Genomic DNA, 24,022 nt, shown 5'->3' on the forward strand with positions numbered 1-24,022 from the left:
GGCGTCCTGCGGCACGGTGGACGAGCGGGCGCCTGCGGGCCGCGGCGCGGCCGCCCGGGGGACGCCCGGGCGGCCGCTGCGTTGGTGTGGTGCTGTGCGGTGCTGTGCGGTGCTGTGCGGTGCTGTGCTGTGCGGTGCCGATGCGGGGGATCAGAACGCGGCGCGGACCTCGCCCACCACCGCGCCGCCGCCGTGCAGCGGCTCGGCACCGATCCGGTCCAGCACCTCGTGCTCGACGCCGAGGCGGCGCAGCGCGGCGGCGAGCACCGGCCCGCGGGCCCGCTCGGCACCGTCGTCGATCTTGAAGGCGAGTGCCCGGCCGTCGGCCAGCGCGACCACCTGGACGGCTTCGGCGCCCATCTTGGAGAGCGTGCCGGGCACCGCCCGCATCAGCCAGGTGTCGGCGCGGCGGGTGCCGGCCACGTACTCGGGGTGGGCACGCATCGCGTCGGCGACGCGGCGCTGCGGGGTGCCGGGGTCGGAGAGCACCAGCGAGCGGTAGCCGCGGGCCAGGCCGGTCAGCGAGACGGCGAGCAGCGGGGCGCCGCAGCCGTCGGTGCCGACGTGCGCGGCGCGCTCGCCGGTGGCCTCCTCCAGGGCCTCGCGGGCCAGCACCTGGATCGGGTGGGCGGCGTCGAGGTACGCGGCGGTGTCCCAGCCGTTGGCGGCGCTGGCGGCCAGCCAGCCGGCGTGCTTGCCGGAGCAGTCCATCATGATCGGTGCGGCGCTGCCGCCGGAGCGCAGCAGCAGCTCGGCCTCGACCCGGTCGAGCGGGAGGTCCGCCGGGGTGCGCAGGGCCTCCTCGGTGAGGCCGGCGGCGGCGAGCACGGCGCGGACGGCGTCGCGGTGGAAGTCCTCCGCGGAGTGGCTGGACGCGGCCAGGGCGAGCGCCTCGCCGTCCAGGGCGAGGCCGGCCCGCAGGGTGGCCACCGCCTGGAAGGGCTTGGCGGTGGAGCGCGGGAAGACCGGCGCCTCGGGTGCGCCGAGCGCGTACTCGACCGAGCCGTCGGCGGCGAGCAGCACCAGGGAGCCGCGGTGGCGGCCCTCGACAAAGCCGGAGCGTATGACCTCGGCGAGGGCGGGCAGGGCGGACTGGGGCATGGAGACTCCTGACGGCGAGTGCACTGGGTGAGGGTGGCCCGGCCGCCGCCCGCTCCTCAGCCCCCCGTGAGCAGGTCGTCGACCCGTGCTTCCCCTTCACGGTACCTGCGGGTGATTTCCGCACTGCAGTCGTCCGCCGTCCGCTGCAGCACCTGGCGCCGGCCGGAGACCTCGCGCTCGTGCCGGGAGAGCCGCTCGACGGCGGCCAGCAGGGCGGAGGTGGGGCGTGCCGCGAGGTCGGCGAGCCGGACGTCGCCCATCAGCGCGTCGGCCTCGCGGCGGTACTCGGCGCCGCGGGGCGGGCCGAGCGTCACGTGCCGGGCCGGGCGGCGGACGGGGGAGGGCAGGTCGGCCAGGATGGCCGGCAGCCGGTCGAGCAGGTCGGCGGAGGCCTGCGGGGCGAGGTCGTGCGGCACCCGGCGGTTGGCGAGCTCGGCCCGCAGGATGTCCATCCGGCCCTGCAGCAGGCGGCGGAGGTACGAGAGGTCGGCCTCCTGCTCCTGTGCGTCCCGCCGGAGCGTCCGTAGCTGGTCCAGGCCCAGCCCGCCGATGTCGCTCGCGTCCATCCACCACCTGCCGTTGTTCCTGCGTCCCGGGCCGTGCTGCCCGTACCCGAACACGACCGGCCGCCGCGGGGAGTTCCCTGCGGGCGCCGGTGCCACCCGCTCGGGCTAGCGGCGCCGGGGGACCTGGTCGGTCGACGGGGCCGTGCGCGGGCGGCGTCGGACAGCGTGCCACCCCGGTGGGCGGCCGCGCACCGCCCGGCACCCGAACGGCCCCCCTGGCGAACCGCCATGGCTGGTACGACAATTGGCGGCCGCTCGCTGACCTGCGCCGACCTCGGCGCACGCGCACGCCACCCGGCGCACGCCGAGGCGCCGCGCGCCTCCGGCAGAATGGCGGCATGCGAGCAGTGGTGCAGCGGGTGTCGGAGGCGGCCGTCCGGGTGGACGGCGAGTGCGTGGGCGCGATCGAGGGGCCGGGCCTGTGCGTGCTGGTCGGCGCGACCCACGAGGACACCCCGGCGAAGGCCGCCCAGCTGGCCCGCAAGCTGTGGACGCTGCGGCTCTTCCCCGGCTCCCCCGAGCTCTCCTGCGAGGAGCTGGGCGCACCGCTGCTGGTGATCAGTCAGTTCACGCTGTACGGCGACGCCCGGAAGGGCCGCCGGCCCACCTGGAACGCCGCCGCGCCCGGCCCGGTCGCCGAGCCGCTGGTGGACGCGGTGGTGGCCGAGCTGCGGGCGCTGGGCGCCAAGGTGGAGACCGGGCGGTTCGGGGCGGACATGAAGGTGTCGCTGGTGAACGACGGGCCGTTCACCGTGCTGCTGGAGGTCTGAGCCCCGCCGGACCCGGCGGGGGCGCCGCTACTGCGGGACGATCACGTCCTGGGTGCCGGGCACGCCGTCGGCCAGCAGCACCGCGTCCACCGGGACGTTCCGCTTGACCAGCGCCATGGCGATCGGCCCGAGCTCCCAGTGCCGGGCCGAGGAGGTCACGAAACCGAGCGCCCGGCCGTCCTCGCCGTCCGAGGCCAGCCGGACCTGGGCGCCGTGCTGCGGCAGCTTCTCCTCGGTGCCGTCGAGGTGCAGGAAGACCAGCCGGCGCGGCGGGCGGCCGAGGTTGTGCACCCGGGCGACCGTCTCCTGGCCGCGGTAGCAGCCCTTCTGCAGGTGGACGGCGGTGGCCAGCCAGTCGACCTCGTGCGGGATGGTGCGGTGGTCGGTCTCGAAGCCGAGCCGCGGCCGGTGGCCCTCGATCCGCAGCGCCTCGTACGCCCAGACGCCGGCCGCCGGCCCGTAACCGGCCGTCAGCTTCTCCAGCTCGGACCGCGGCACGAACAGCTCGCGTCCGTACGGGAGTTCCCGGACGGCCGCGGCGCCCTCCGCGGACGCGGCGGAGCCGGCCGGCAGGTGCACCACGGCGAGGTCGGCGGTCGCGTCGGCGATCTCCACCCGGTAGAAGAACTTCATGCTCTCCAGGTAGGCGATCAGCGCCGGCGCGGTGCCGGGCTCGACGTGCACCCAGGTGGTCTCGCCGTCGTCGACCAGGTAGAGGGCGTGCTCGACGTGCCCGTTCGGGGAGAGGATCAGGGCGTCCGCGGCCTGCTGCGGGGGCAGCGCGCTGACGTGCTGGGTGAGCAGCAGGTGCAGCCAGGAGAGCCGGTCGGCACCGCTGACGGTGACCACCCCGCGGTGCGAGAGGTCGACGAAGCCGCGGCCGGCGGCGAGCTCGCGCTGTTCCCTGAAGAAGTCGCCGTAGTGGGCGGCGACGCCCTCGTCGGGTCCCTCGGCGGGGACGGCGCCGGGCAGGTCGAGCAGCGGGCTCTTGGTTCCGGTCATACCGGCCAGCTTACGACTGCGTGCCGCCGCGCTTTTCGGTGCAGTCGGCGCAGCGGCCGAAGATCGCGAAGTGCTTGAGGTCGGTGTCGAAGCCGTGCTCGGCGCGCAGGCTCTCGATCAGCGGGGCGGCGATCGCGGTGTCGGTCTCGGTGACCTTGTCGCAGTCCCGGCAGACCAGGTGCAGGTGGGTGTGGCGGCCGGCCAGGTGGTAGGTCGGGGCGCCGTGGCCGAGGTGCGCGTGGGAGACCAGGCCGAGTTCCTCCAGCAGCTCCAGCGTCCGGTAGACGGTGGAGATGTTGACCCCGCTGGCGGTCTTGCGGACGTGGCCGAGGATCTCGTCCGGGGTGGCGTGGTCCAGCACGTCGACCGCCTCCAGGACGAGCTGGCGCTGCGGGGTCAGCCGGTAGCCGCGCTGCCGCAGGTCGCTCTTCCAGTCGGTGGGGGTTTCGGTGTTCGCCACGGTAGGTCCCTGCCCGTTGGAGGTGATGGGACAAGTGTAGGGACCGACCCCGGGGTCGGTCCCTACCTCGTGCGGTCCCGCGGACCGGGCCGGGCGGGCCCGGCGGCCGGTCAGCGGAAGAACGCGATGCCGTCGTCCGGCAGGTCGTTGATGTCCTGGATCAGCTTCGCCGGGCTCAGCACCTTCTTGAGCTGCGCGGACATGTACGGCCGCAGCGGAACCTCGGGGGCGGCCTTCTCGCCGACCCAGAGGAGCTCCTCCTTGACCATGCCGTACAGGCGCTTGCCGCCCGTGTAGGCCGGGGCGCCCTCGATCCGGGCGACCGCGTCGGTGGCGAGGTCGATCTGCGGCTTGCCGTCGTGCAGCTTGCCGTACCAGATCTCCACGGTGCCGTCGTCGCGGACGGACGAGACCTCGATCTCGCGCTCACCGGACGTGCCGTGCTGGTTGCTGGTGATCCGCCAGAAGGAGTGCTCGTTCTCCAGCGGACGGACCTTCTCGCCCTGCTCGTCCAGGACCCAGGTGCGGGAACGGAACTCCAGGAACGGCCGGCCGTCGTGCCGGAAGACGACCTCCTGGCCGAAGTTGCACTTCTCGGCGCCCGGGAAGTCGTAAACGCCGGCGCCCTCCCACGTACCGAGGAGGAAGGCCAGCGGGACGACGTCACGGTGGAGGTCGGAAGGGATCTCGATCATTTTCCTGCTGCTGTCGTCGGAGTCTGCTGACTCCACACGTTACGGCAGTCGGGCGGCGTCAGCGCTGGCCCTGGTAGAGCTTCATCACCGAGAAGATGGCGAACCAGGTGATCAGGACGGCCATCAGCGCGAGCAGACTGTCGAAGAAGATTTCCAGACCGGACACGAGGCGCTCCATTGCGGGCGGGCGGACAGATAGACGAATGACGTCGCGAGTCTATCGGCCGCCCTCCGGCCGGTCTCGGTGAGCCCCGCCACGTCGTCGATAGTCTGGGCGGCATGTCGAAGAAGCTGGTCATCAAGGTCACGGCCGGGGCGGACGCGCCGGAGCGCTGCTCGCAGGCCTTCACGGTGGCGGCGGTCGCGGTCGCCAGTGGGGTCGAGGTGTCGCTCTGGCTGACCGGGGAGTCGTCCTGGTTCGCGCTGCCGGGCCGGGCGGCCGAGTTCGAGCTGCCGCACGCCGCGCCGCTGCCGGAGCTGCTGGAGTCGGTCCTCGCGGCGGGCACGGTGACGCTGTGCACCCAGTGCGCGGCGCGCCGGGACATCGGCGAGAAGGACACCGTCGAGGGGGTCCGGATCGCGGGCGCCCAGGTCTTCCTGAGCGAGATCATGGCCGACGGGGTGCAGGCGCTGGTCTACTGACGCGGCTCGTGGTCGGGGCGGTCCCGGTCGTGGCCGGGCCGGTCCCACCGCGGGTCGTCCCAGCGCGGGTCGTTCCACCAGTCGTCGTCCGGGTCGCGTTTGTTGGCGAAGACCGCGGCGAGCGGCGGGATGACCATGGCGAACAGGCACATCCCGACCGCGGCGGGCACGGACCAGAGCCGCACGACGCCCCAGGCCAGGACGAACATGCCGAGGCAGACGCCCATCATGACGAAGTAGCGGACGTGCCGCCGGTGTGCCTGCACACCTCCAGGGTATGGCCGTGGCCCCCTGCTCGGCAGGGGGCCACGGCACCGGTCGTCGGCGGTCAGACCGCGATCGCGACCTCGGTGAACTCGCCCTGGGCGGCCACGACCTGGCGGTCGACGGTCGCGCCCGGCACCAGCGCACGCAGCGTCCAGGTGCCCGGACGGGCGAAGAAGCGGAACTGTCCGGTCGCCGAGGTGGGCACCTCGGCGGTGAACTCGCCGCCCTCGTCGAGCAGCCGCACGTAGCCGTTGACCGGCTCGCCGTCGCGGGTCACCGAACCCTGGATGATCGTCTCGCTCGCCACGTCAACTCCTGCCAGGTCCGGGCCGCCGGCCTTCGCACCGCACATGTCTTGTCTTCCCTTCCTACGGTTCGAGCCGGGGGCTCAGTTGCTGCCGAGCTCGATCGGCACGCCGACGAGGCTGCCGTACTCGGTCCAGGAGCCGTCGTAGTTCTTCACGTTCGGCTGGTCGAGCAGCTCGTGCAGCACGAACCACGTGAGCGCGGAGCGCTCGCCGATGCGGCAGTAGGCGATGGTGTCCTTGGCCAGGTCCACGCCCTCCTCCTGGTAGAGCGCGCGCAGCTCGTCGTCGCTCTTGAAGGTGCCGTCGTCGTTGGCGTTCTTGGCCCACGGGATGTTCTTGGCGCTCGGGACGTGGCCCGGACGCTGCGACTGCTCCTGCGGGAGGTGGGCCGGGGCGAGCAGCTTGCCGGAGAACTCGTCGGGCGAGCGCACGTCGACCAGGTTGAGGTTGCCGATCGCGTCGATCACGTCGTCGCGGAAGGCGCGGATCGAGCTGTCGACGGCCTTCGCCTTGTACTCGGTCACGGCGCGCTCGGGCACCTCGACGACCAGCTCGCGGGAGTCGAGCTCCCACTTCTTGCGGCCGCCGTCCAGCAGACGGACGTCGCCGTGGCCGTACAGCTTGAAGTACCAGTATGCGTACGAGGCGAACCAGTTGTTGTTGCCGCCGTAGAGCACCACGGTCTGGTCGTTGGCGATGCCCTTGGCGCTCAGCAGCGCCTCGAAGCCGGCCTGGTCGATGAAGTCGCGACGCACCGGGTCCTGGAGGTCGGACTTCCAGTCGATGCGGACCGCGTTGCGGATGTGGTTCTTCTCGTAGGCGGAGGTGTCCTCGTCGACCTCGACGATGACGACCTTCGGGTCGTCCAGGCGGGCCTGGACCCAGTCGGCGTCGACCAGGACGTCGCTGCGGCTCATGGTGATGTCTCCATCCGGGGGCGGTTGCGGAAGGCTGCTGTGGGTGCCCGCAGGCCGAGGTTCCGACCGGGTGTCCACAGTTCGGACACCGCAGGTCGTGGGCCTGGCGGGCGGTTCGGATCAGAGGTGCCGGGGGCCGGCGGTCCGGGAGCGGGCCGCACGGGGCCGGCATGCGGGGCGGGCGGGGCCTGACGGGCTGGTCAGAGCTGCCCGGTCAGCGCATTCGACACAGGCAGGTGGACACGCGGCACAGGTCTACCGCCCGCCGCTTCGTGAGATCCGCCTGTCGCTTCATGCCGACGATGCTAGGGACACCGCGGGCCCGCTGTCATCAGCGTGTCGAATAATGAGACCAGATGGCCCGAATACTGGGATTTGCCGATTTACCGCCGCTGCGGCCAGCACGAATGCCGCCCCGGCACAACCGGAACGGGGCCCGGGGCATCGGCGCGAACGGCATTGCTGGACAGCGCGTCTCGCAGTGCGGGACGGAAGGGGTGGGGGAACGGGCGGCGGCGGGCGCCTCGACCGGCGGATCAGCCGATCACGCGGACGTTCTCGCCCTGGAAGGTGAGCTGGAGGCCGTCCGGCTGCGGCACGGCGCCGGAGAGGTTCAGGCCGGCCGGCAGCTCGGTGAGGGTGAAGCTGCGCGCGCCCAGCTTCCCGCCGAGCGCGCCGTTCAGCACCGACGCCATGCCGGTGAGCTTGAAGCCGTCCGCGGTGATGGTGTTGCCCGAGCTGTGCACGTCGCCCTGGCCGACGGACACGCCCATCAGCGAGGCCTTGACCTTGCCGGGGCCGCCGTACGACAGCTCCAGGCGGTCGGCGCCGGGCACGCCCGACTGCGGCGCCGCCAGCCGGGCCGCGTCGGCGTAGCTGATCAGCCCGGTGCCGCTGCCGTGCCGGACGGTGGCGCTGCGGTAGTCGTCGCCGACGGACACCCCGGACAGCCGGGCGCTGAAGGAGCGCAGCGCCACCTGCTGGCTGCCGTTGCCGACCGTCATGCCCTCGCCGGAGAGCCGGACGTCGTCGAACTCCTTGGCGAGGGCCTGGGTGAGGAACGGGAAGCCGTCGATGTGCACGGCCGGGCGCTGGGCCATCCGGCCGCTGCCCGCCAGCCGGTCGGCGGCCTCGTCCTCGGCGACGCCCACGGCCACCCGGTCCGCGCCGACCAGCAGCCCGGCCAGGGCCGCCAGGCCGATCGTCGCCTTCAGCCAGCCGCGCATCATGTCTCCCGGTGGTCGCTCCGTGTCGCCGTGCCGTCCGGAGTGCTACGACGATCGGCCGCCCCGTGCGGTTCCTGGCGGCCGGACTCAGCCGCCGGCGAACGGCGGGAGCACCTCGACGGTGCCGCCCTCGGTGAGCGCGACCCCGGCCCGGTCGCGGGTGCCGACCTGCTCGCCGTCGACCAGGAACGAGCAGTGCCCGAGCACCTGGAGCAGCCGGGGCCGGTCGGCGTGCCGCTCGTGCACCGCGGCCAGCGCCTCGGCGAGCGTGGCGGCCTCGTACGGCTCCTCGGCGGTGCCCGCCTCGGCCTTGGCGGCGGCCCAGTAGCGGATCGTCCCGGTCACCCGTGCGGCGGCCGGGGCCACTCCCCCGGGTGAAGCAGCGGCGGTGGTGCCCATGGCAAGCCCTCCTCGTCGTCCCTCGCCCGGTGCAGCGGCCCGGCTCCGTCCGCCGGCCCGCCCACGCCAAGGTGTACACGTACGGTGCGGCCGGTGCTGCACCCATGATGGACCGGACGGCCGCCGGGTCGTCAACGCCCCGGCCCGGACGGGCGGACGGCGGGCCTCCGCAAGGGCCGGGGGCGCACGCCGCGTGATCCAGCACTCTCCGCGCGCCCCTCCCGGAGCTGGGCGTGGTCGGCTATTCTCGAGGCGTAAGGGATCCGGGCAGAGTCGCCCCCGGGTCCTTTTGTGCTTTCAGGACGCCAGTACGGACGTTCTTGCGAACGGCGCACCACCCGCGCCGGAGGCGGGAACACCCCGAGGACAACGGCACGACGGAGTGCCCGCGGCCCGACGGGGCGTCAGGACCGGCGCCGGGCCTCACCCGGCGCGGGAGCAGACCGGAAGGTTCGCGGATGGGCAGGGCAGGAACGGTACGCCAGGGGTCGCGGGACTCCTCGCGTCCGCACCGCTGTGCCGTGCGCACCCGCGAATCCACCGGAGCTCCCCCCGGACGCCCTGCGAGCGCATCCTCCACCTTCACCGCCGCCGCGCCGCCCGGCCCCCGCCGCAGGCGCAACGCGACCGCGACGACCCGGAAAGGGGACTACCGGGTATGAGTTCTCTCCTCCTGCTGACCAACGCCCTGCAGCCGTCCGCCGAGGTGCTGCCCGCACTGGGCCTGCTCCTGCACAACGTCCGGGTCGCCCCGGCCGAGGGATCGGCCCTGGTCGACACCCCGAGCGCCGATGTGATCCTGGTCGACGGCCGGCGCGACCTGCCGCAGATCCGGAGCCTGTGCCAGCTGCTGCGCTCCACCGGCATCGGCTGCCCGCTGGTGCTGATCGTCACCGAGGGCGGCCTGGCCGCGGTGACCGCCGAGTGGGGCATCGACGACGTGCTGCTCGACACCGCGGGGCCGGCCGAGGTCGAGGCCCGGATCCGGCTCGCCATGGGCCGGCTCCAGGTCACCGCCGACGACTCCCCGATGGAGATCCGCAACGGCGACCTGTCGGTCGACGAGGCCACCTACTCGGCCAAGCTCAAGGGCCGGGTGCTGGACCTCACCTTCAAGGAGTTCGAGCTCCTCAAGTACCTCGCGCAGCACCCCGGCCGGGTCTTCACCCGCGCCCAGCTGCTGCAGGAGGTCTGGGGCTACGACTACTTCGGCGGCACCCGCACGGTCGACGTCCACGTCCGGCGGCTGCGGGCCAAGCTCGGCGTCGAGCACGAGCAGCTGATCGGCACCGTCCGCAACGTCGGCTACCGGTTCGTCGTCCCGGACAAGGCGGACAAGGGCGGCGACCGGTCCGGCGCCGAGCAGCGCGCCGCCGCCGTCCAGGAGGCCTGAGCCCGCGGGCGGCGGCCGGCACCCGCGTCCGGCCGTCGCCCGCGAGGCCCCTGGTGTCCGGCTTGTCCGGATAGGGGCGGGGTGCACCCGCCCGCGGCCGACAGGTGACTCTCCGGTACGTGAGACTCCTCCTACCGTCCCCCTGCCACCCGCGTAGACTCCCTCCGTGGCCAAGGTGACGCGCGACGATGTAGCCCGACTGGCTGGGACCTCGACCGCGGTCGTCAGCTACGTGATCAACAACGGACCCCGACCGGTCGCCCCGGCGACCCGCGAGAAGGTCCTCGCGGCGATCGAGCAGCTCGGCTACCGGCCGAACAGCGTCGCCCAGGCGATGGCCTCGCGCCGCACCAACCTGATCGGGATGGTCGTCCCCGACGCCCGGCAGCCCTTCTTCGCCGAGATGGCGCACGCGGTCGAACGCGCCGCCTCCGAGCGCGGCAAGCTCGTGCTGATCGGCAACTCCGACTACGTGGACGACCGCGAGGTCCACTACGTGCGGGCCTTCCTCGGCATGCGGGTCGCCGGACTGATCCTGGTCAGCCAGGGCCCCTCGCAGCGGGCCGCCGAGGAGTTCGCCGCGATGGAGGGCGCCAAGGTCGTGCTGCTGCACCGCCGGCCCGAGGCGATCGACGACGTCGCCGTGGTCACCGACGACGTCGGCGGCTCCGAGCTCGCCGTCCGCCACCTGCTGGAGGTGCACGGCCACCCGTACGTGGTCTGCTTCGGCGGCCCCGTCGAGTCCCCCGCCCCCGGCGACCCGGTCATCGACCACGTCGAGGGCTGGCAGCGCGCCATGGCCGCGCACGGCCTGCCGGCCGAGCCGCACCTGGTCGACGCGCCGTTCCACCGCTACGGCGCCTACGAGGTCGCCCTGGAGCTGCTGCGCTCCCCGAACCGGCCGCCGGCGATCTTCTGCTCCACCGACGACCAGGCGATCGGCGTGCTGCGGGCCGCCCGCGAGGTGGGCCTGAAGGTGCCGGAGGACCTCGCCGTCGCCGGCTTCGACGACGTGCCCGAGGCCGCCCTCGCCGACCCGCCGCTCACCACCGTCGCCTCCGACCGCGACGCGATGGCCCGCGCCGCGGTCGACCTGGTGCTCGACGACTCGCTGATGGTGCCCGGCTCGGACACCGAGCGGGTGCGCAAGTTCGAATCGCGCCTGGTCGTGCGGCGTTCCTGCGGCTGCAACGGCCAGTAGCCCGCACCTGCGGCCTGACCAGGCTTTATGAGAACCTGACGGGCTTCTCGGACCGTTCTGAGCGCGTTCTCATCAAGCCTTCATCCGCCGGGCGGAGCGTGGTCGTCATGAGTGACCCGTACCGCAGCAGCGAGGACCCGTACCGCACCGCCGACGGCCACCTGGTGTGGCCCGCCGCGCACCCCGCCCGGCCGGCCCACGAGCCGACCGCGCACCCGGCCGACGCCCACCCTGCGCCCGCGGCCGAACCCGCCGGACACACCGCCGGCGGCGGGCAGCTCCCGCCGCCGTACACCGCCGCCTTCGCGGACCCGCCCGAGCCGCCCGTACCGCCCGAGGGCCCCGGCGCCGACGCGGCGGCCGGCTCCGGCGACCACGCCCGGCGCGGCTTCCTGCGCGGCCGGCTCGCCCTGGCCGCGGCCGTCGCCGCGGTGGCCGCCGTCCTCGGCGGGGTCGCCGGCGGCGTGGTCACCAAGGCCGGCGAGACCACCGCCGCGGCCACCAGCACGGTGGTCAGCCCGGTCGCCGCCAAGTCCGACGGCACCGCCGACGTCACCGCCATCGCCGGCGCGGTCTCCCCCAGCGTCGTCCAGATCACCGTGCAGGACGGCAGCGGCACCGCCACCGGCACCGGCATCGTGCTCACCGCCAAGGGCCAGATCCTCACCAACTACCACGTCATAGCGGGCGCGGTGGACGGCGGGCGGATGACCGTCACCTTCAAGGACGGCAGCACCGCCGAGGCCACCGTCACCGGCACCGACAAGTCCCTGGACGTCGCCGTGATCACCGCCTCCGGCGTCAGCGGGCTCACCCCCGCCGTCCTCGGCGACTCCTCCGCCGTGCGGGTCGGCGACCCGGTCGTCGCCATCGGCAACCCCGAGGGCCTCACCGGCACCGTCACCTCCGGCATCATCAGCGCCGAGAACCGCGAGGTCACCGTCCAGGTCGACGAGGGCACCACCCGCGGCAACGGCGGCTTCGGCTTCCCGCAGCTGCCCGGCTACCAGGGCGGCTCCGGCTCCAACGGCTCCGGCAGCTCCGGTGATTCCGCCACGTACAAGGCGCTGCAGACCGACGCCGCACTCAACCCCGGCAACTCCGGCGGCCCGCTGATCAACGCCAACGGCCAGGTCATCGGCATCAACTCGGCCATGTACTCGGCGAGCGGCTCCAACTCCACCGCCGACTCCAGCAGCGCCGGCAGCGTCGGGCTCGGCTTCGCCATCCCGATCGACACCGTCAAGCAGGTCCTGTCGGACATGCAGTCCGGCCGGAACCTGTGACCGCACACTCCCCGCACCCGGGCACCTCCCGCAGGACAATGGCAGCACCCCCGCAGCACCGCCCCCACGAGAGCCAGGAAGGGCCCCAGCCCATGACTCCCCCCGCCGACGACCGCACCCCTGCCGAGACCGCCGGCCCCGGCCCCGCGCGGCTCCTCGTGGTCGACGACGAGCCCGCCCTGCGGGACGCCCTGGAGAGCAGCCTCGCCTTCGAGGGATACGAGGTCACCACCGCCACCGACGGCTTCGAGGCGCTGGAGGCCGTCGAACGCGACCGGCCCGACCTGGTGCTGCTCGACATCATGATGCCGCGGATGGACGGCCTCACCGCCGTCCGCCGGATGCGCTCGCGCGGCGACACCGCACCCGTGCTGATGCTCACCGCCCGCGACGCCGTCGGCGACCGCGTCACCGGCCTCGACGTCGGCGCCGACGACTACCTCGCCAAGCCCTTCGAGCTCGACGAACTGCTCGCCCGGGTCCGCGCCCTGCTCCGCCGCAGCGCCCTCGCCAGCGAGGCCGCCGCCCGTGCGGCCGCCGCCGAGGACGACGGCGAGGTGCTCTCCTTCGCCGACCTGCGGATGAACACCGCCACCCGCGAGGTCACCCGCGGCGGCAAGCCGATCGAACTCACCCGGACGGAGTTCATGCTGCTGGAGATGTTCCTCGCCCACCCGCGGCAGGTGCTGACCCGGGAACAGATCCTCAAGGCCGTCTGGGGCTTCGACTTCGAACCGTCGTCCAACTCGCTCGACGTCTACGTCATGTACCTGCGGCGCAAGACCGAGCACGGCGGCATGCCCCGGCTCATCCAGACCGTGCGCGGCGTCGGCTACGCGCTGCGGCCCGCCAGCGGCGCGGCGGCGTGAAGGCGGTCGGCCGGCTCACGGGGTGGTTCCGCGGCCGTTCGCTGCGGAGCAGGCTGGCCATGCTCACCGCCGCCGCGGTCGCCGTGGCGATCGCGCTCTCGGCACTGCTGTGCTGGTTCTTCGTCAAGGACCAGCTCTACCGGCAGGTCCGCGCCAACCTCTCCGGGGCGCCGTACGACTTCCGCACCATCGCGAACGGGCAGCTGGCCGGCGACACCCTCCCGAGCTGCGGCAACACGCCGCAGCAGGCGCTGACCAAGTCGCAGGCCGCCAACGCGGTCTTCGCCGCCACCCACCCCAACCGGGGCGGCCCGGAGCACGGCGGCCCGAACCGCTGGGACAACCAGTTGGTCACCACCGCCGGCCTGGTCTGCCTGCCGCTCGGCGCCACCAAGGCCATCCAGACCGACCCGGGCGACAAGTCGATCCTGAACGAGCCGGACAACACGGCGCACTACCGGGACGGCGCCTTCGTCAGCGGCAAGGCCGCCGTGGTGCGGGTGACGAAGGTCTACATCGTGCCGTCCCAGGAACCGGCGATCATGCTGACCGCGCAGGACGTCACCGCCGTCCAGGACTCGCTGCAGCACCTCGCACTCGTCCTCGCCGGGGTCGCCGCGGTCGGTGTGGTCGGTGCGGGGTTCATCGGCCGGATCGTGGCCAGGTCGGCGCTCAAGCCGGTGGACCAGCTGACGGACGCGGTGGAGCACATCGCCCGCACGGAGGAGGTCGGGACGACCATCCCCGTCAACGGGAGCGACGAGATCGCGCGGCTGTCGACCTCGTTCAACTCGATGTCCACCGCCCTGCTCAACTCCCGCGAGCGGCAGACCCGGCTGATCGCCGACGCCGGACACGAACTGCGCACCCCGCTCACCTCGCTGCGCACCAACGTCGACCTGCTGATCCGCAGCGACGACACCGGGCGGCCGCTGCCGCCGGCCACCCGCAGCAAGCTGCTCGGCAACATGAAGGCGCAGATGCAGGAGCTCACCCTGCTGATCGGCGACCTGCTGCAGCTGTCCCGGCCGGACTCGCCGAAGCCGGGTCAGAACCTCGCCGTGGTCGCCCTGCACGAGATCGCCGGGCGCGCGGTGGAGCGCGCCCGGCTGCGCGGACCGGGGCTGGCCTTCGACGTGTCGGTGCACCCCTGGTACGTGCACGGGGACGCGGCGGCGCTGGAGCGGGCGGTGATCAACCTGCTGGACAACGCGGTGAAGTACAGCCCGCCGGGCGGCACCGTGGACGTGGCGCTGACGGGCGGCCGACTGACCGTCCGGGACCACGGGCCGGGCATCCCGCAGGACGAGCTGCCGTACGTCTTCGACCGGTTCTGGCGCTCGCCGTCCTCGCGGCAGCTGCCCGGGTCGGGCCTGGGGCTGTCGATCGTGGCACAGACCGTCCGGGACACCGGGGGAGAGGTGACGCTCGGCCCCGCCGCGGACGGCGGCCCGGGTGCGCTGGCGACCCTGCAGCTGCCCGGGCAGCCGACCCCTCCTCAGTAGCGGGCGCGGGACACGGACGGGCGGAGGGCGGGGCACCCCCTCAGGTGCCCCGCCCTCCGCGGCTCGTGCCGGTGCTGCGTCAGTCCTTGTCGGTGCCGTCGCCGACCAGGGAGATCCGGTCGCGGGCCGGCGGGGCCAGCGGCTTGGCGGCGGAGCTGTTCGCGCCCAGGTAGGCGTTGAACAGGTCCAGGTCGGACGGGCCGACCAGGGTGTTGGTGCCGGAGGTGAAGGCCGGGAAGCCGTCACCGCCGCCCGCCAGGAACTCGTTCGCGGCGACCCGGTAGGACGCGGCCGGGTCGATCGCAGTGCCGTTGAGCTTGATCGAGGAGACGACCACCCGGGCGGCGCCGGTCTTGGTCATGTCCAGGGTGTAGGTGAGGCCCTTGGAGACCTGCAGGATCTTCGGCGCGGCGTCGTTCAGGCCGCTGACCTGCTGCTGCAGCAGCTCGACGACCTTGGCGCCGGTGAGCGTCTTGACCTGCATCATGTTGGTGAACGGCTGGACGGTGAACGCCTCGCCGTAGGTCACCACACCGTCGCCCTCGGCCGCGGAGGCCTTGTAGACCAGGTCCGAGCGGATGCCGCCGGGGTTCATGAAGGCGATCTGCGCGCCGCCCTTGTCGGCGGGTGCCGTGCCGGCCAGCTGGGCGTCGGCGATGACGTCGCCGAGCGGCTTCTCGAGGTCGGCGGAGCCGCGCCCGTTGATGTCCGCGGAGATGTAGCCGACCGGGCGGTTGGCGATCGGCGCGGCCAGCTTGTTGTAGGTGTCGATCAGCTTGGTCATGTCCGGCGCCTTGGCCACGGTGCGGCGCACCACGTGGTTGGCGGCGGTGACCGACGGGCGGACGATGGCACCCGTGCGCTTGTCGATCTGCAGGTTGATCTCGGTGTACAGGCGGCCGAAGGAGGCGGCGCTGGTGACCGAGCGCGGCACGCCGTTCTTGTCCGGGATGGCGCAGGCGTACGCGTTGTGGGTGTGGCCGGTGACGATCGCGCCGACCGCGGGGTCGATGTTCTTCGCGATGTCGACGATCGGGCCGGAGACGCCGGAGCCGCCCGCGCCGCAGTCGTAGTTGTACGTGGTGGAGGCCGGGTAGCCGCCCTCGTGGATCAGGGCGACGATCGCGTTCACGCCCTTGCGCTTCAGCACGGCCGTGTACTTGTTGATCGTCTCGACCTCGTCGCCGAACTTGAGGCCCTTGACGCCGGCGGCGGTGACGATGTTCGGCGTGCCCTCCAGGGTGACGCCGATGAAGCCGACCTTCTCGCCGTGCACGTCGGCGATCCAGTACGGGTCGAGGAGCGGGCGACCGGTCTTCTCGTTGGTGACGTTGGCCGCCAGGTACTGGAAGTCGGCGCCCTTGAACTTGCGGCCCTTGGTGTAGCAGCCGTCGGTCGGGTGGCAGCCGCCGTCCTGCAGGCGCAGCAGTTCCTTGGAGCCCTCGTCGAACTCGTGGTTGCCCACGCTGGTGACGTCGAGGCCGAGCTCGTTCATCGCCTCGATGGTCGGCTCGTCGTGGAACAGGCCCGACAGCAGCGGGCTCGCGCCGACGATGTCACCGGCGGCGACGGTCAGGGTGTTGCGGTGGCCCTTGCGGGCGTCGCGCAGTGCGGTGGCCAGGTACTCGACACCGCCGGCCGGGGTGGAGACCACCTGGCCGGTCGCCGGGTCGACCTCCTTGACGGTGCCGGAGGAGCCGGCCGGGGGCTCGAGGTTGCCGTGGAAGTCGTTGATGGCGAGGAGCTGGAGGTCCTCGACCTTCGGCTTGTGGTGGCCGTGTGCCTCGGCGACGCTCGGCACGAGCAGCGTGCCGAGCAGGCCCGCGGCCGCGGCTGCGGCGAGCGCCGTACGGCGGTATCTGCCGGTCTGACCGGATGTGGACATGAGGGTACCCCGTACCGTCTGGGGCCCGGCGGGGGCCGGGGCCATGGTGGCATGACCAGTGAAGCCTAGGGTCAACGCGCGTAGCTGTCAGGTCTTCTGACGTAACGAGCGGGTTTCCACCAGCTGACACGTTGTTGAGCACGCGTACTCAGGCGGCGCCTGCCGCAGCGGCCGTAGCGTCACCGCCATGGAGAGCCCCGCCCGCCCCCGTCCCGCGAGCCTGACCGCCTGGTGGCTGCTGACCGCCTCCTCGGTGCTCTGGTTCACCGCCGCGCTCGGCACCGCGGCGTACGCGGCCCTGGTGCTGCAGCCGTTCGCCGCACCCCGCGACGCCTCCGGGTATGCGGACGGCGAGGAGCAGTTCGTCCGCATGATCGAGACCGGGCCCGCGCTGTTCTGCGGCCTGACCTTCCTGCTGCCGGCCGGCCTCGCGCTGTTCGCCTCGGGCCGGTACGCCCGGGGCGACCGCGGCGCGGCGACGCTCGCGGCCGGGTACGGGTGCGCGCACGCCCTGGCCGCGGGGCTGCTGTCCTCGTGGGGGCCGTGGCAGACCGGCGCCGCCTGGCTGCTGACCGCCGCCGCGGCGACCGGCGTGCTGGCGGCCGGGGCCGCCGAGGGTCTCCGGTGAGCCCCGGCGGCCGGCGCCGCCGGGGCGGTCAGATCATCGGTTCGGAGGCGAGCTGCTGCTCGGCCCGCTGGCGCTCCACGACGGCGTCCTCGGTCATCGCCCGGTCCGTGTAGACGAGCGGCCGCTCGGACTCGGTGATGATGTGCTTGACCACCTGGACGTTGCCGTTGACGTCCCAGACCGCGATGCCGGGCGACAGGGTCGGAATGATCTCCACCGCCCAGCGCGGCAGGCCCAGCACCCGGCCGGTGGCTCTCGCCTCCTCGGCCTTCTGCATGTAGATCGTGCGGGTGGAGGCCATCTTCAGGATCGCGGAGGCCTCCTTCGCGGCCGCACCGTCCACCACGTCCGACAGGTGGTGGACCACCGCCACGAAGGACAGGCCGAGACGGCGGCCGAACTTCAGTAGGCGCTGGAAGAGCTGCGCCACGAACGGGCTGTTGATGATGTGCCAGGCCTCTTCGACCAGGAAGATCCGCTTCACCCGGTCCGGCCGCAGCCAGGTGTGCTCCAGCCAGACCCCGACGATCGCCATCAGGATCGGCATCGCGATCGAGTTCCGGTCGATGTGCGACAGGTCGAAGACGATCAGCGGCGCGTCCAGGTCGATGCCGGCCGTGGTCGGGCCGTCGAACATGCCGCGCAGGTCGCCGTCGACCAGCCGGTCCAGTACCAGCGCCACGTCCAGGCCCCAGGACTGCACGTCGCCGACGGCCACCCCCAGCGACTCCACCGAGGAGAGCTCGGGGTTGCGCAGGGTGGCGATGATGTCGTCCAGCACCGGCTGGCGGTCCTTCACCGTGGCGTGCACGTGGGCGTGCGCGGCCTTCAGCGCGAAGCCGGCCCGCTCCTCCAGCCCGCGCCCCATCGCCACCTCGATGATGGTGCGCAGCAGTGACAGCTGGCCGGTGGTGGTGATCGACGGGTCGAGCGGATTGAGCTTCACCCCGCCGTCCCGGGCCGCCATCGGGTCGAGCCGGATGGACTTTATGCCGAGCGCGTTGGCGATCAGGTTCCACTCGCCGACGCCGTCCTCGCCCTGCGCGTCCAGCACCACCACCTGCCGGTCGCGGAACCGCAGCTGGCGCAGCACGTACGTCTTCTCCAGCGCCGACTTGCCGTTGCCGGACTCGCCGAGCACCAGCCAGTGCGGCGCCGGCAGCTGCTGGCCGTACAGCTGGAACGGGTCGTAGACGTAGCCCTTGCCGCTGTACACCTCGCGGCCGATGATGACACCCGAGTCGCCCAGGCCCGGCGCGGCGGTCGGCAGGTAGACCGCCTGCGCCTGGCCGGTGGAGGTGCGGACGGGCAGACGGGTGGTCTCCACCTTGCCGAACATCAGGCTGGTGAAGGCGTCGGTGAGGTTGCCGATCACGGGGTCCCCTCCCTCAGCGGCGGATGCCGGTCGCGAACGGCAGCGTGTTGACGAACGCCCGGTGGTGCTCGCGGTCGCACCACTCCAGCTTGAGGTAGCTCTTGCCGGCCGAGGCGCGGATGGTCCGCTTGTCGCGGGCCAGCGCCTCGGGGGTGCGGGCCGAGACCGTGATGTACCCGACCAGGTTGACGCCGGCCGCGCCGGAGGCGAGGTCGTCGCCGCGCTGGTCGACCCGGCCGGTGTGCGCCAGGTCGCGCGGGTCGACGGTGCGGTTCATCTTGGCCGCGCGGTTGGCCTCGGCCTCGTCGTTGGTCTTCTCGGTGAGCATCCGCTCGATGGCGACGTCGGTCGGCTCCAGGTCCATGGTGACGGCGACCGTGCGGATCACGTCCGGGGTGTGCACCAGCAGCGGCGCCAGGAAGTTCACGCCGACCGGGGTCAGCGGCCACTCCTTGACCCAGGCGGTGGCGTGGCACCACGGCTCCCGGGTCGCCGACTCGCGGGTCTTCGCCTGCAGGAACTGCTGATGGGTGGCGTCCAGCTCGGCCGGCCAGGCGTTGCGCCGGCTCATCGCCTGGATGTGGTCGATCGGGTGGTCCGGGTCGTACATCGAGTGCACCAGCGAGGCCAGCCGGGCCTGGCCCAGCGGCTGCCGGACCCGGATGTCCGCCTCCGCCAGACGGGCGCAGATGTCCGTCAGCTCACGGGCCATCACCGTCGCCAGGCCCTCGTCGTCGCGCTGCCGCCGGCCGTCCGCCGTCCGCCCCATGGCGTGCGCCTCGGCCGCCAGGTCGCGGGTGTAGTGCATACAGGCCACCAGGTACGCGCGGTGCTGCTCGGACGAGGTCGACACCATCGACTGCAGCTGGTCGTACGACTCCTTGAGCCAGCGCGGCGCCTCGTCGGCGCCGCGGCGCTCCACGTCCTTGGCGTGCGCGTCCGGGTCCGCGGGCAGCGTCCGGGCCAGGATCTGCAGGCGGGTCACGAAGCCGTCGCCGTTCGCCACGTGCTTGAGCAGCGTGCCGAACCGGTCGACCAACGCCTCCTGGTCCTCCGAGTCGCGCAGGCCGACACCCGGGCCCTCGATCTCGATCGCGGCGGTGACCGTCCGGCGCTCCAGGTGCATCAGCACCCCGACCTCGTCCGGCCCGAACGGCGCGGACAGCCAGCGTAGCCGGCCCACCCCGGGCGGCGGCCCGATCTCCACCTCGCGACCGTCCAGCCGGGTGCCCGCGTCGATCACCTCGGACTTCCAGACCGCCCGGCCGCTGCGCACCGTCCGCCGGTACGTCCGGTTGATCTCCACCCACTTGTAGAAGGTACGGCGGCGGTACGGCACGTACACGGCCATGATCGCCAACAGCGGGAAGCCCACCAGGCCGGCGATCCGCAGCGGCAGGACCGGCATCAGCAGACCCCACATCATGCCGAGGAACGCGCCGAAGATGATCAGCACGATCTCGCCGGACTCGCGGTTGCGTCCGATCGGCGCGTTCGGCCGGGACTTGCCGATGAGGTAGGTGCGGCGCTGGTGCACGTACGGCTGGGCGTACTGGGCGCCGAACTGGCCGAGCGGTTCGCTGCTCACCCGTCACCCTCCCTTCGTGGGGTTGTTGATCGGGGCGGGGGCCGGAACGTTGGGCTGGGCGGGCGGCGCCGCGGCGCGGCCGGCGTGCGCGGCGATGCCCGGCGCGATGCCGGAGCCGCCCGCGCCGGAGGAGGCGTTGGCTGCCTGCGGGCCGCCGCGCGAACCGTGCGCCGAGATGCCCTGCTTGACCAGGTTCGCCGGGCCGTTGATCATCGCCGAACCGGCGGAGACCGCACTCGCCCGGGCCCGCCGCACCTGCTGGAGCTCGTCGCCGAAGCCGGGCACGAAGCGGTAGACGGCCGCACTGGAAAAAATCGACAGGAAGAGGATCGCGAGACCGGAGAGCACCCGGGCGAAGTCGTCGTCGGCCCCGGCCCCGGTGGCGACCGCGCCGGCCAGACCCAGGATGATCACGATGATCGGCTTCGCCAGGTCCACCGCCAGCATCAGGCCGGCCCAGCGGCGGACGTGCTTCCACAGCTGCTTGTCCACCAGGCCCGCGTACACGGCGGTGCCGAGCAGCGCGCCCACGTACAGCATCGCGGCCCGGATCAGCAGCTCGATCCAGAGCACGGCGGCGGCCAGCACGGCCACCAGCGACACAATGATCAGGATCAGCGGACCGCCGCCGAGCGAGCCCTTCTCCAGGGTGTCCGCGAAGCCGCCCAGGTAGGTGCCGGTGTCCGACTTGGTGCCGGCCGAGATCGCCGCCGTCAGGCCGTCCGTCGCCGAGACCACCGTGTAGAGGATCAGCGGGGTGAACGCCGAGGCCACCACCGTCAGCCACAGGAAGCCGATCGCCTCCGAGAACGCCTGCGTCAGCGGGGCACCGCGCACCGCCCGCTTGGTCACCGCCAGCAGCCACAGCACCAGCGTGATGACCGTCGAACCGGCGAACACCACCGCATACTGCTGCAGGAAGGCGGCGTTGGTGAAGTCCACCTGCGTCGTGCCGTCGATCGCCCCCGACAGCTTGCGCACCACCCAGGCGGCGGCCTGCGCACAGCCCTTGGCCAGCGACCCGAGGGGGTCGGTGACGGTGCCGACCGTGTCGCCCCCGACGACGGCCGCGCCGGGCGGAGCGCACTGCCCGCCCGCGCCGGGCAGCGGCACGCTCTGCGCCGCGCAGGTGGACGACGGCGTCGGCGAGGGCGTGGGGTCGGCGAACACCCGCTGGGCGGTGATCAGCGCGGTGGCCTGCAGGACGGCGAGTGCGCCGCCCAGCGCACCGGCCCGTCGGACGAAGGATCTGGTCGAGCCGTCACCGCGCATAGCGGAAGCCTCCGAACCTCTGGACTGCGTCAGTGATCTGCTGGGCCGTGGCCGCCTGCTGATCACCCGGAACGGGGGCAGGGCCCGAGGCCCGGTCGAAGTCGGTCACCTTCCAGTCACTGCCGGTCCAGCGCATGGTGACGGTGAGGGTGTACCAGTCCTGGGAGACCGGCCTGGTCGAGCCGTCGCCGGCGAGCCCGTGCAGCCCGGTGCACCACACCTCCACCGTGGTCGCCGTGTCGGCGTAGTTGGTGGTGCGGGTGCCGACGGGGACGGTGCGGCTGACGAAGGTGAGGCCCTTGGGGGCCCGGCCCTCGGCGTCGAGGCCGAAGCGGCCGTTGTTCTCGGCGGTGAAGGCGGCGTCGAGCCGCTGCTGGATCGCGGCGGCGACGGTGGGGTCGGAGACGGTGTCGACGACGGTGTGGCGGCTCGCGGTCCGGAACATCTCCGCGGAGCCGAGGGCGGTGGCGTAGTTGGCCGCGGCCGACTGGGCGCCCTGGTCGGTGTGCGGGAAGCCGTTGGCGATGCCGTTGGCGGTGGTGTCGACGGGCTTGGTGCCGCTCGGCGCGGTCGCGGCCGCACCGGCCTGGGCGCCGTCCCCGGAGCCGGGGGCGGCGGTGCCACTGCCGGCGCTGCCCCGGTCGGGCTTGCCGCGGTTGGCGACGGAGACGGCGATCACCAGCAGGGTGACCACGAGCAGGACGGTCAGCAGGGTCCGGACGGGACGCGGCTGACGTGCGGTCATCTGGTGGGAGGGCTGTTCGCCGACCGGCAGCCGCGTACGGGTGTGCGGCTGGTCGTCGGACAACGGCACGGCGGCCCTCCTGGTGCGGGGAGCCCCGCGGGGCCCCGGTGACGCGAACACGACTGTGCCGGCAGAGTCGCATGGCCGCTCTGCCGGGATGACTATCCGATCCGTACGATCGTCAGATCGCCATGCCGTAGACAATGGTGAACAGGGTGCCCAGCGATCCGATGATGAACACGCCGGTCAGTCCCGCGATGATCAGTCCCTTGCCCTGCTCGGCACTGAACGTGTCGCGCATCGCGGTGGCGCCGATGCGCTGCTTGGCGGCCCCCCAGACCGCGATGGCGAGGCAGGCCAGGATGGCGACCGCCATCACGACCTCGACCATCACCCGCGCCTCGGACCCGAGGCTGGCGAACGGTCCCCAGTCCGGGGCGATGCCGCCGATGATGGTGTCGATGTTGGCCTTCTTGGGTGGGTCCTCGGCCAGGTAGCCGACCACCTTGCTGTCCACGCTGCTCAGGTTCATTCCATCTCACCGCCCGATCAGGCAAATTCAAGGCCCCGGAACACGGCTTCGCGAAGGGGCAGGACCTATTCTTGGCCAGATCTGATGTCGACTTGGCTATATCTCGCGGATTGGTCGTGAGGCGCGGGACACGTACGACAGGATGTCCACCGTACGAAGGATACCGCTCACTCTTCGTATCTGTGTTGATTGCGCTGAGCAATGCCTTCCGGAACACTCGCAACTGACGCCACGTCGGGGATGGTGCTGATGGTACTCCGCAGAGCGGGCACGGCGGCCGCCGCTGCAGCGGTTGTGACGGTCGGTTTCGTCGGAATCGTCACGGTCGGGACCTTCGCCGCGAGCGGCACGGCCCGGTCGGGTACCAACCACCTCTCGATCTCGTCGGGCACGGTGCCGACGGCGTACCGGCCGCTGATCGAGAAATGGGGCGCCCTCTGCCCCGAGATCTCGCCCCCGATGCTCGCGGCGCAGCTGTACCAGGAGAGCGGATTCGACCCGACCGCCAAGAGCCCGGCCAAGGCGTACGGCATGGCGCAGTTCCTGGAGGGCACCTGGGCCACCTACGGGGTGGACGCCAACGGCGACGGCCGGCGCGACATCTGGGACCCGGCGGACGCCATCGCCTCGGCCGCCACCTACGACTGCGCACTGGCCAAGGACGTCTCCACCGTGCCCGGCGACCGGCAGGCGAACATGCTGGCCGCCTACAACGCCGGCCCGTACGCGGTGATAAAGGCCGGCGGGGTCCCGGGCTACCGGGAGACCCAGGGCTACGTGAAGAACATCCAGTCACTGGCCAGGAGCTTCACCGCGCCGGCCCCGCAGACCGCGGTCGGGCTCTCCCAGCAGGCCGCGGGTGCGATCTACTTCGCGCAGACCAAGCTCGGCACGCCGTACCTGTGGGGCGGCGAGGGCCTGCCCTCGCAGCAGGGGCGCTTCGACTGCTCGGGCCTCACCCAGGCCGCGTTCGAGAGCGTCGGCATCGCCCTGCCCCGGGTGGCCAACGACCAGTGGTACGCCGGCGAGCACCCCTCCCGGGACCAACTCCGCCCGGGTGACCTGGTGTTCTTCGCGAACGACCTGAACGATCCGCGGTCCATCCACCACGTCGGGATCTACGTCGGCGGCGGCTACATGATCGACGCCCCGCACACCGGTGCGGTGATCCGCTACGACACCATCGACCAGCGCGACTACATCGGCGCCACCCGGGTCACCCCGGACGGTGCCGCGGCTCTGCCCGTCCGCAACGCCGACGGTACGATCAGCGGCGGCCAGGGCCCGAAGCAGAGCTGAGCCGCCGGACCGCCCCGGGTGTGGGCGGACGGTGGACGGCGAGTCAATTTTCCGTGACGCGCGGTCTCCGCGGAACCCTCCGGCCTGCTCA

At 72.6% G+C, this 24,022-nt stretch carries 26 protein-coding genes; 9 read left to right on the plus strand and 17 right to left on the minus strand.

Annotated features, from left to right (window positions below; translation table 11 throughout):
* Positions 1–150: 150 nt before the first annotated feature.
* Together ABZ641_RS04070 and ABZ641_RS04075 are read right to left on the minus strand one after the other, a co-directional pair.
* Positions 151–1,101: an asparaginase gene (locus ABZ641_RS04070; RefSeq protein WP_344622577.1), complete on the minus strand. Its 951-nt coding sequence runs from the start codon at positions 1,099–1,101 to the stop codon at positions 151–153.
* A gap of 56 nt (positions 1,102–1,157) precedes the next feature.
* Positions 1,158–1,667: an ABC transporter substrate-binding protein gene (locus ABZ641_RS04075; protein WP_344622578.1), complete on the minus strand. Its 510-nt coding sequence runs from the start codon at positions 1,665–1,667 to the stop codon at positions 1,158–1,160.
* A gap of 338 nt (positions 1,668–2,005) precedes the next feature.
* Here ABZ641_RS04075 and dtd point away from each other — a divergent pair, with 338 nt between their 5' ends.
* The gene (gene dtd, locus ABZ641_RS04080) at positions 2,006–2,437 is read left to right on the plus strand and encodes a D-aminoacyl-tRNA deacylase (RefSeq protein ID WP_030268761.1); all 432 of its coding nucleotides are present in this window, start codon (positions 2,006–2,008) and stop codon (positions 2,435–2,437) included.
* A 27-nt stretch (positions 2,438–2,464) separates the two neighbouring features.
* On the opposite strand, the gene ABZ641_RS04085 is transcribed toward dtd, so the two are convergent.
* The 3 genes from ABZ641_RS04085 to ABZ641_RS04095 all read right to left on the minus strand — a co-directional run bounded on the left by ABZ641_RS04085 (position 2,465) and on the right by ABZ641_RS04095 (position 4,594).
* On the minus strand, positions 2,465–3,439 hold the full coding sequence (locus tag ABZ641_RS04085) for a folate-binding protein (RefSeq protein WP_344622579.1): 975 nt from the start codon (positions 3,437–3,439) through the stop codon (positions 2,465–2,467).
* A 10-nt stretch (positions 3,440–3,449) separates the two neighbouring features.
* Complete coding sequence (locus ABZ641_RS04090) at positions 3,450–3,899, minus strand: Fur family transcriptional regulator (protein ID WP_344622580.1); 450 nt, start codon at positions 3,897–3,899, stop codon at positions 3,450–3,452.
* A gap of 110 nt (positions 3,900–4,009) precedes the next feature.
* Positions 4,010–4,594 carry an FABP family protein gene (locus ABZ641_RS04095; protein WP_344622581.1) on the minus strand — a complete coding sequence of 195 codons (585 nt, stop codon included), beginning with the start codon at positions 4,592–4,594 and terminating at the stop codon, positions 4,010–4,012.
* A 279-nt stretch (positions 4,595–4,873) separates the two neighbouring features.
* Between ABZ641_RS04095 and ABZ641_RS04100 the strand changes: the two genes are divergently transcribed.
* Positions 4,874–5,236: a DsrE family protein gene (locus tag ABZ641_RS04100; RefSeq protein ID WP_359979011.1), complete on the plus strand. Its 363-nt coding sequence runs from the start codon at positions 4,874–4,876 to the stop codon at positions 5,234–5,236.
* Here ABZ641_RS04100 and ABZ641_RS04105 read toward each other — a convergent pair.
* The 6 genes from ABZ641_RS04105 to ABZ641_RS04130 all read right to left on the minus strand — a co-directional run bounded on the left by ABZ641_RS04105 (position 5,230) and on the right by ABZ641_RS04130 (position 8,353).
* Positions 5,230–5,502, minus strand: coding sequence for a DUF3099 domain-containing protein (locus ABZ641_RS04105; protein ID WP_344622583.1), 273 nt, complete (start codon positions 5,500–5,502; stop codon positions 5,230–5,232). The genes ABZ641_RS04100 and ABZ641_RS04105 overlap by 7 nt on opposite strands.
* Positions 5,503–5,564: 62 nt before the next feature.
* Positions 5,565–5,855 (minus strand): DUF1416 domain-containing protein, encoded by a 291-nt coding sequence (locus ABZ641_RS04110; protein ID WP_030268750.1) that lies wholly within the window; start codon positions 5,853–5,855, stop codon positions 5,565–5,567.
* 36 nt (positions 5,856–5,891) lie between these two features.
* Positions 5,892–6,728 carry a sulfurtransferase gene (locus ABZ641_RS04115; RefSeq protein WP_344622584.1) on the minus strand — a complete coding sequence of 279 codons (837 nt, stop codon included), beginning with the start codon at positions 6,726–6,728 and terminating at the stop codon, positions 5,892–5,894.
* A gap of 214 nt (positions 6,729–6,942) precedes the next feature.
* A complete protein-coding gene (locus ABZ641_RS04120) occupies positions 6,943–7,023 on the minus strand; it encodes a putative leader peptide (protein ID WP_350637490.1) in 81 nt (26 codons plus the stop codon).
* A gap of 241 nt (positions 7,024–7,264) precedes the next feature.
* Positions 7,265–7,957 carry a DUF2993 domain-containing protein gene (locus ABZ641_RS04125; RefSeq protein WP_359979016.1) on the minus strand — a complete coding sequence of 231 codons (693 nt, stop codon included), beginning with the start codon at positions 7,955–7,957 and terminating at the stop codon, positions 7,265–7,267.
* Positions 7,958–8,041: 84 nt separating this feature from the next.
* Positions 8,042–8,353 carry a MoaD/ThiS family protein gene (locus tag ABZ641_RS04130; protein WP_344622586.1) on the minus strand — a complete coding sequence of 104 codons (312 nt, stop codon included), beginning with the start codon at positions 8,351–8,353 and terminating at the stop codon, positions 8,042–8,044.
* Positions 8,354–9,011: 658 nt separating this feature from the next.
* Between ABZ641_RS04130 and ABZ641_RS04135 the strand changes: the two genes are divergently transcribed.
* The 5 genes from ABZ641_RS04135 (at position 9,012) to ABZ641_RS04155 (ending at position 14,607) form a co-directional block, all read left to right on the plus strand.
* Positions 9,012–9,746, plus strand: coding sequence for a response regulator transcription factor (locus ABZ641_RS04135; RefSeq protein ID WP_344622587.1), 735 nt, complete (start codon positions 9,012–9,014; stop codon positions 9,744–9,746).
* Between the two features lie 166 nt (positions 9,747–9,912).
* Positions 9,913–10,947, plus strand: a complete 1,035-nt coding sequence (locus ABZ641_RS04140) for a LacI family DNA-binding transcriptional regulator (RefSeq protein ID WP_344622588.1) — start codon at positions 9,913–9,915, stop codon at positions 10,945–10,947.
* A 107-nt stretch (positions 10,948–11,054) separates the two neighbouring features.
* Positions 11,055–12,233: a trypsin-like peptidase domain-containing protein gene (locus ABZ641_RS04145; protein WP_359979019.1), complete on the plus strand. Its 1,179-nt coding sequence runs from the start codon at positions 11,055–11,057 to the stop codon at positions 12,231–12,233.
* A 92-nt stretch (positions 12,234–12,325) separates the two neighbouring features.
* Positions 12,326–13,102 carry a response regulator transcription factor gene (locus ABZ641_RS04150; RefSeq protein ID WP_344622590.1) on the plus strand — a complete coding sequence of 259 codons (777 nt, stop codon included), beginning with the start codon at positions 12,326–12,328 and terminating at the stop codon, positions 13,100–13,102.
* Between the two features lie 59 nt (positions 13,103–13,161).
* On the plus strand, positions 13,162–14,607 hold the full coding sequence (locus ABZ641_RS04155; RefSeq protein ID WP_359979022.1) for a HAMP domain-containing sensor histidine kinase: 1,446 nt from the start codon (positions 13,162–13,164) through the stop codon (positions 14,605–14,607).
* Positions 14,608–14,686: 79 nt separating this feature from the next.
* Here the strand turns inward: ABZ641_RS04155 and ABZ641_RS04160 are convergent, their stop codons facing one another.
* A complete protein-coding gene (locus ABZ641_RS04160; protein WP_359979025.1) occupies positions 14,687–16,492 on the minus strand; it encodes a bifunctional metallophosphatase/5'-nucleotidase in 1,806 nt (601 codons plus the stop codon).
* 187 nt (positions 16,493–16,679) lie between these two features.
* Between ABZ641_RS04160 and ABZ641_RS04165 the strand changes: the two genes are divergently transcribed.
* Positions 16,680–17,120 carry a hypothetical protein gene (locus tag ABZ641_RS04165; RefSeq protein WP_359979027.1) on the plus strand — a complete coding sequence of 147 codons (441 nt, stop codon included), beginning with the start codon at positions 16,680–16,682 and terminating at the stop codon, positions 17,118–17,120.
* Positions 17,121–17,148: 28 nt separating this feature from the next.
* Here ABZ641_RS04165 and ABZ641_RS04170 read toward each other — a convergent pair whose 3' ends face one another.
* The 5 genes from ABZ641_RS04170 to ABZ641_RS04190 form a co-directional block, all read right to left on the minus strand.
* Positions 17,149–18,459: an ATP-binding protein gene (locus ABZ641_RS04170; protein ID WP_344622616.1), complete on the minus strand. Its 1,311-nt coding sequence runs from the start codon at positions 18,457–18,459 to the stop codon at positions 17,149–17,151.
* A gap of 49 nt (positions 18,460–18,508) precedes the next feature.
* Positions 18,509–20,083 (minus strand): SCO6880 family protein, encoded by a 1,575-nt coding sequence (locus tag ABZ641_RS04175; protein WP_344622594.1) that lies wholly within the window; start codon positions 20,081–20,083, stop codon positions 18,509–18,511.
* Positions 20,084–20,086: 3 nt separating this feature from the next.
* The gene (locus tag ABZ641_RS04180) at positions 20,087–21,355 is read right to left on the minus strand and encodes a hypothetical protein (RefSeq protein WP_344622595.1); all 1,269 of its coding nucleotides are present in this window, start codon (positions 21,353–21,355) and stop codon (positions 20,087–20,089) included.
* Positions 21,345–22,169 carry a hypothetical protein gene (locus tag ABZ641_RS04185; protein ID WP_359979031.1) on the minus strand — a complete coding sequence of 275 codons (825 nt, stop codon included), beginning with the start codon at positions 22,167–22,169 and terminating at the stop codon, positions 21,345–21,347. The genes ABZ641_RS04180 and ABZ641_RS04185 overlap by 11 nt, the downstream gene beginning before the upstream one ends.
* Positions 22,170–22,281: 112 nt before the next feature.
* On the minus strand, positions 22,282–22,632 hold the full coding sequence (locus ABZ641_RS04190) for a hypothetical protein (RefSeq protein WP_263104159.1): 351 nt from the start codon (positions 22,630–22,632) through the stop codon (positions 22,282–22,284).
* A 249-nt stretch (positions 22,633–22,881) separates the two neighbouring features.
* Between ABZ641_RS04190 and ABZ641_RS04195 the strand changes: the two genes are divergently transcribed.
* A complete protein-coding gene (locus ABZ641_RS04195; protein WP_344622597.1) occupies positions 22,882–23,931 on the plus strand; it encodes a bifunctional lytic transglycosylase/C40 family peptidase in 1,050 nt (349 codons plus the stop codon).
* The last annotated feature ends 91 nt before the right edge of the window (positions 23,932–24,022 follow it).

This window comes from Kitasatospora sp. NPDC007106 (genome assembly GCF_040634455.1).
GTDB lineage: Bacteria > Actinomycetota > Actinomycetes > Streptomycetales > Streptomycetaceae > Kitasatospora > Kitasatospora arboriphila.

Bases quoted from the DNA above. Each gene is read 5' to 3' on its own strand.
- ABZ641_RS04095 (WP_344622581.1), bottom strand. From the start codon at position 4,594: ATGATCGAGATCCCTTCCGACCTCCACCGTGACGTCGTCCCGCTGGCC.
- ABZ641_RS04190 (WP_263104159.1), bottom strand. From the start codon at position 22,632: ATGAACCTGAGCAGCGTGGACAGCAAGGTGGTCGGCTACCTGGCCGAG.
- ABZ641_RS04150 (WP_344622590.1), top strand. From the start codon at position 12,326: ATGACTCCCCCCGCCGACGACCGCACCCCTGCCGAGACCGCCGGCCCC.
- ABZ641_RS04170 (WP_344622616.1), bottom strand. From the start codon at position 18,459: ATGTTCGGCAAGGTGGAGACCACCCGTCTGCCCGTCCGCACCTCCACC.
- ABZ641_RS04115 (WP_344622584.1), bottom strand. From the start codon at position 6,728: ATGAGCCGCAGCGACGTCCTGGTCGACGCCGACTGGGTCCAGGCCCGC.
- ABZ641_RS04075 (WP_344622578.1), bottom strand. From the start codon at position 1,667: ATGGACGCGAGCGACATCGGCGGGCTGGGCCTGGACCAGCTACGGACG.
- ABZ641_RS04165 (WP_359979027.1), top strand. From the start codon at position 16,680: ATGGAGAGCCCCGCCCGCCCCCGTCCCGCGAGCCTGACCGCCTGGTGG.
- ABZ641_RS04120 (WP_350637490.1), bottom strand. From the start codon at position 7,023: ATGAAGCGACAGGCGGATCTCACGAAGCGGCGGGCGGTAGACCTGTGC.
- ABZ641_RS04160 (WP_359979025.1), bottom strand. From the start codon at position 16,492: ATGTCCACATCCGGTCAGACCGGCAGATACCGCCGTACGGCGCTCGCC.
- dtd (WP_030268761.1), top strand. From the start codon at position 2,006: ATGCGAGCAGTGGTGCAGCGGGTGTCGGAGGCGGCCGTCCGGGTGGAC.
- ABZ641_RS04135 (WP_344622587.1), top strand. From the start codon at position 9,012: ATGAGTTCTCTCCTCCTGCTGACCAACGCCCTGCAGCCGTCCGCCGAG.
- ABZ641_RS04180 (WP_344622595.1), bottom strand. From the start codon at position 21,355: ATGCGCGGTGACGGCTCGACCAGATCCTTCGTCCGACGGGCCGGTGCG.
- ABZ641_RS04130 (WP_344622586.1), bottom strand. From the start codon at position 8,353: ATGGGCACCACCGCCGCTGCTTCACCCGGGGGAGTGGCCCCGGCCGCC.
- ABZ641_RS04125 (WP_359979016.1), bottom strand. From the start codon at position 7,957: ATGATGCGCGGCTGGCTGAAGGCGACGATCGGCCTGGCGGCCCTGGCC.
- ABZ641_RS04195 (WP_344622597.1), top strand. From the start codon at position 22,882: ATGGTACTCCGCAGAGCGGGCACGGCGGCCGCCGCTGCAGCGGTTGTG.
- ABZ641_RS04110 (WP_030268750.1), bottom strand. From the start codon at position 5,855: ATGTGCGGTGCGAAGGCCGGCGGCCCGGACCTGGCAGGAGTTGACGTG.
- ABZ641_RS04070 (WP_344622577.1), bottom strand. From the start codon at position 1,101: ATGCCCCAGTCCGCCCTGCCCGCCCTCGCCGAGGTCATACGCTCCGGC.
- ABZ641_RS04155 (WP_359979022.1), top strand. From the start codon at position 13,162: ATGCTCACCGCCGCCGCGGTCGCCGTGGCGATCGCGCTCTCGGCACTG.
- ABZ641_RS04100 (WP_359979011.1), top strand. From the start codon at position 4,874: ATGTCGAAGAAGCTGGTCATCAAGGTCACGGCCGGGGCGGACGCGCCG.
- ABZ641_RS04085 (WP_344622579.1), bottom strand. From the start codon at position 3,439: ATGACCGGAACCAAGAGCCCGCTGCTCGACCTGCCCGGCGCCGTCCCC.
- ABZ641_RS04145 (WP_359979019.1), top strand. From the start codon at position 11,055: ATGAGTGACCCGTACCGCAGCAGCGAGGACCCGTACCGCACCGCCGAC.